Origin of the sequence: Streptomyces sp. E2N166 (assembly GCF_003671715.1) — a bacterium.
Lineage (GTDB): Bacteria > Actinomycetota > Actinomycetes > Streptomycetales > Streptomycetaceae > Streptomyces > Streptomyces thinghirensis.
This window is the reverse complement of the sequence record NZ_RAIF01000032.1, coordinates 1,110,445-1,115,036: the sequence shown is the minus strand read 5'-3', so window position 1 is coordinate 1,115,036 and position 4,592 is coordinate 1,110,445. Positions and strand designations below refer to the sequence as shown.

4 protein-coding genes are annotated in these 4,592 nt (G+C 70.6%); 3 read left to right on the top strand and 1 reads right to left on the bottom strand.

All coding sequences use genetic code 11. The features are described 5' to 3' along the window. The 3 genes from EBH09_RS32040 to EBH09_RS32030 form a co-directional block, all read left to right on the top strand. On the top strand, positions 1–1,106 hold a 1,106-nt coding region (locus EBH09_RS32040), incomplete at its 5' end, for a cellulose binding domain-containing protein (protein ID WP_238697501.1). Between the two features lie 152 nt (positions 1,107–1,258). Next, the gene (locus EBH09_RS32035; protein WP_121750346.1) at positions 1,259–2,356 is read left to right on the top strand and encodes a lytic polysaccharide monooxygenase; all 1,098 of its coding nucleotides are present in this window, start codon (positions 1,259–1,261) and stop codon (positions 2,354–2,356) included. Between the two features lie 135 nt (positions 2,357–2,491). Beyond that, a complete protein-coding gene (locus tag EBH09_RS32030) occupies positions 2,492–2,881 on the top strand; it encodes a luciferase family protein (RefSeq protein ID WP_121750345.1) in 390 nt (129 codons plus the stop codon). 50 nt (positions 2,882–2,931) lie between these two features. Here the strand turns inward: EBH09_RS32030 and EBH09_RS32025 are convergent, their stop codons facing one another. Further along, on the bottom strand, positions 2,932–4,533 hold the full coding sequence (locus EBH09_RS32025; protein ID WP_121750344.1) for an MFS transporter: 1,602 nt from the start codon (positions 4,531–4,533) through the stop codon (positions 2,932–2,934). Between the last annotated feature and the right edge of the window lie 59 nt (positions 4,534–4,592).

The window sequence follows — 4,592 nt, the reverse complement described above, 5'->3', positions numbered from 1 at the left end:
CGCGCGGCCTCTTAGGCGCGCTGCTCGCGACCTTCGCGGTCGTCGCGTCACTCATGACCGCGGCGGCGCCGGCCCAGGCGGACACCACGATCTGCGAACCGTTCGGGACGACGACGATCCAGGGCCGGTACGTCGTCCAGAACAACCGCTGGGGCTCCAGCGCCACCCAGTGCGTCACCGCCACAGACACCGGCTTCCGGGTCACCCAGGCCGACGGCTCGGTACCCACCAACGGGGCCCCGAAGTCGTACCCGTCGGTCTTCAACGGCTGCCACTACACGAACTGTTCGCCGGGCACCAATCTTCCCGCCCGGCTCGACACCATCACCGACGCACCCTCGAGCATCTCGTACGGCTTTGTCGGCGACGCCGTGTACAACGCCTCGTACGACATATGGCTGGACCCGACCCCCCGGACGGACGGGGTGAACCAGACCGAGATCATGATCTGGTTCAACAGGGTGGGCCCGGTCCAGCCGATAGGTTCCCAGGTCGGCACCGCCGCGGTGGGTGGACGGAACTGGGAGGTGTGGACCGGCAGCAACGGTTCCAACGACGTGCTGTCCTTCGTCGCCCCCTCGGCCGTCACCGGCTGGAGCTTCGACGTCATGGACTTCGTCCGGGCGACTGTCGCACGCGGACTCGCCGAGAACGACTGGTACCTGACGAGCGTTCAGGCCGGCTTCGAGCCGTGGCAGAACGGCGCCGGACTGGCCGTCAACTCCTTCTCGTCCACGGTCGAGACCGGCGACACCCCGGGCAATCCCGACCCCGACCCCGGCGACCCGGCGGCGTGCGAGGTGGCGTACGGCACGAACGTTTGGCAGAACGGCTTCACCGCGGACGTCACCGTCACCAACACCGGCGCAGCCCCCGTCGACGGCTGGCAGCTCGCCTTCACCCTGCCCTCCGGCCAGCGGATCACCAACGCCTGGAACGCCTCCGTCACCCCGTCCACCGGCACGGTCACGGCGACCGGCATGGCGCACAACGCCCGGATCGCTCCCGGCGGCAGCCTGACGTTCGGCTTCCAGGGCGCGTACAGCGGCGCGTTCGCCGAGCCGGACGACTTCCGCCTGAACGACACGCCCTGCACGACGGCTTAGCCGCCGCGCACGGCCCACGGCCCCCTCGCCCGTCCGGTCGACCCGCACTCCCCGGACGGGCGGGGGATTCCATGATTGTCATGATCCGATCACGAATGACCCGGAGACCCGGACGACCGGAAGACCCAGCACCCGGAAACAGGAGACCCCCTATGGCTCGACGCAGCAGATACATCTCTCTCGCGGCGGTACTGGCCACCCTGCTCGGCGCGCTCGGCGTGACCTTCCTGCTCGGGCAGGGGCGCGCCGACGCGCACGGCGTGGCGATGATGCCGGGCTCACGCACCTACCTGTGCCAGTTGGACGCCAGGACCGGCACCGGCGCCCTGGACCCGACGAACCCGGCCTGTCAGAACGCCCTCGACCAGAGCGGCGCGACAGCGCTGTACAACTGGTTCGCCGTGCTCGACTCCAACGCGGGCGGGCGCGGCGCCGGTTACGTGCCGGACGGCACCCTGTGCAGCGCCGGCGACCGGTCACCGTACGACTTCTCCGCCTACAACGCCGCCCGCGCCGACTGGCCCCGGACGCACCTGACGTCCGGCTCGACGATCCAGGTGAACTACAGCAACTGGGCGGCCCACCCGGGTGACTTCCGGGTCTATCTGACCAAGCCGGGCTGGTCGCCCACGTCCGAGCTGGGCTGGGACGACCTGGAGCTGATCGAGACGGTGACCGACCCGCCCCAGCAGGGCTCGGCGGGTGCCGACGGAGGCCACTACTACTGGGATCTGGCACTGCCGTCGGGTCGCTCCGGTGACGCCCTGATCTTCATGCAGTGGGTGCGTTCGGACAGCCAGGAGAACTTCTTCTCCTGCTCGGACGTCGTCTTCGACGGCGGCAACGGCGAGGTGACCGGGATCGGTGACTCGGGCGGCACCCCGACGCCGAGCCAGCCTCCGACGACCGAGCCGCCTACGACCCCGCCGCCCACGCACTCCGGTTCCTGCATGGCCGTCTACAACGTGGAGAACTCCTGGGGCGGCGGCTTCCAGGGCTCCGTCGAGGTGATGAACCACGGAACCGAGCCGCTGAACGGCTGGGCCGTGGAGTGGCAGCCGGGCAACGGGACCACGCTCAGCAGTGTGTGGAACGGCTCGCTGTCCAGCGGCACAGATGGCACGGTCACGGTCCGGAACGTGGACCACAACCGCGTCATTCCACCGGACGGCAGCGTGTCCTTCGGCTTCACGGCCACGTCCACGGGCAACGACTTCCCCGTGGGGACGATCGGCTGCGTGGCACCGTAGCGCCGACCGGGGGAGGCGCCGCGCGACCGGGCGCGGTGCCTCCCCCGGGCCCCCGGGGCGTGCTCCGACCTCACGTGCCGGTTACAAATCGCTCAACCTCTGGTTGCGGCGCGGTGATCGGGCGACGATGGGGCCATGAACCTGGCCCAGCGCGCCCTTGAGCGGCTGAAAGCCTGGCCCGACCTCACATCAGGTCCGGCCAGTTGCGGAACCGGACGGGCGCTGCGCTCCGTCCGCGACGAGATCGTCCACTTCCACTCGGACCGGGACGTGGACCTCCACCTCACCCACCGGGCCATCCAGCGTTTCCATTACGACCTCGGCGGCTCCAGTGCCATCCGCATGGTCCCGGGCTCCCGGTGGGTGACCGTGCACCTGGACTGCGACGCGGACGTCGACCTGCTGCTGAGTCTGGTGAGCATCGCGCTGAAGGCACATCAGACGCGGCCTCCGGCGGACCTGCCCTCGAAGTGCAACTTCCACCGCGTCACGGTGCTCCCCCGCTCCACGGCCGGCGACCTCTGAGCCACGCCGACGGCGGTGCCCGCCCCTGACGGGCACCGCCGCTCACGGCCTCAGTGGTCCGCCGGCTGCTCCGCGCCGCGCCGGATACCGGTCGCGGCGAGGACCGCGCCGAGCACGCAGAGGACGCCGGTGACGACCACGGCCACGTGGACGCCGTTCATGAAGGCCTGTGCACTGCCCTCCACCACGGCGGCCCGCAGGCCGGCCGACATGTCGCCGGTGACGGGCGCCACGCCCATCGCCACGGCGTCCTTGGCCTCCCGCAGACCGTGGGCCATGGCCGAGGGCACGCCCGCGCCGGTCAGTTCCCCGGTGAGGGTGGCGCCCACCTTGCCGCTGATCAGGGAGACCAGCACGGACGTACCGAGCGCACCGCCGATCTGCAGGGTCGTCGCCTGCAGGCCGCCGGCCACACCGCCGTCCCGGACGGGGGCGTTGCCGACGATCGCGTCGGAGGAGGCGGACATCACCATGCCGACGCCCAGGCCGAGTGCGATGAACGGCGGCCACATCGTGGCGTAGGAGGAGTCGGTCTGCCAGGTGAGCATGCCGAAACAGGAGGCCGCCTGGAGCAGCATGCCCACCGGCATCGTCAGCCGGGGCCCGAAGCGCTGGGTCAGGACCGCGCCCAGCGGTGAGGCGACCAGCGAGGCGAGGCTGAGCGGAAGCGTCCGCACGCCCGCCTCGACCGGCGTGAAGCCGCGCACGTTCTGCAGGTAGAGCATGACGAAGAAGATCACGCCGAGCATGACGAAGAAGTTCAGCGCGGTGATGATCGCGCCGATGGTCAGCGCTCGGCTGCGGAACAGGCGCATCGGCAGCAGCGGGTGCTCGACGCGGGTCTCGTACCAGCCGAACACGAGCAGGAGCACCAGCCCGGCGGCCATGGCGCCCAGGGTGCCGGCGGAGGTCCAGCCCCAGGTCTCGCCCTTGACGACGCCGAAGACCACGGCCAGCAGGCCGAGGGCGAGCAGGACGAGGCCGGGGATGTCGAAGCGTTCCCGGCCGCCGGCGTTGCGGCTCTCCGGGAGGACGAGGATGCCGAAGACGATGGCGAGGACGCCGATGGGGGCGTTGATGTAGAAGACGGACTCCCAGTCGACGTGCTCCACGAGGAGGCCGCCGACGATGGGTCCGAGGGCCGTGGCGACCGCGGAGACCATGGCCCAGATGCCCACGGCCATGCCGAACTTCCTCGGCGGGAACACGGAGCGGAGCAGGCCGAGGGTGTTGGGCATCAGCAGTCCGCCGAAGACGCCCTGGAGAGCGCGGAAGGCGACCACGCCCTCGATCGAGGAGGACAGGCCGATGGCGACCGAGGCGAGGGTGAAGCCGGCGACGCCCACGAGGTAGTAGGTGCGCCGGCCGAACCGGTCACCGAGCTTGCCGCCCAGGATGAGGGTGGCGGCGAGCGCGAGCAGGTAGGAGTTGGTCACCCACTGCAGCTCGGCGGTCGACGCGTGCAGGTCGCTGCCGATCGCGGGGTTGGCTATGGCGACGACGGATCCGTCGAGCTGGACCATGAACAGTCCGAACGCGACGGCGAGAAGGGTCAGCCACGGATTGGACCGCTTGGACCGCCGGCGGCCGGCCGCCGGCGGGGCGGTCTCGGCCGCGGGCGTGGTGGAGTGATCCACGGACGTGGACGGCATGGATGAGCCTTTTCTTCCAGGTTCAGGGGGGGAGATGCGAGGGCGGGGCGGCCCACGGG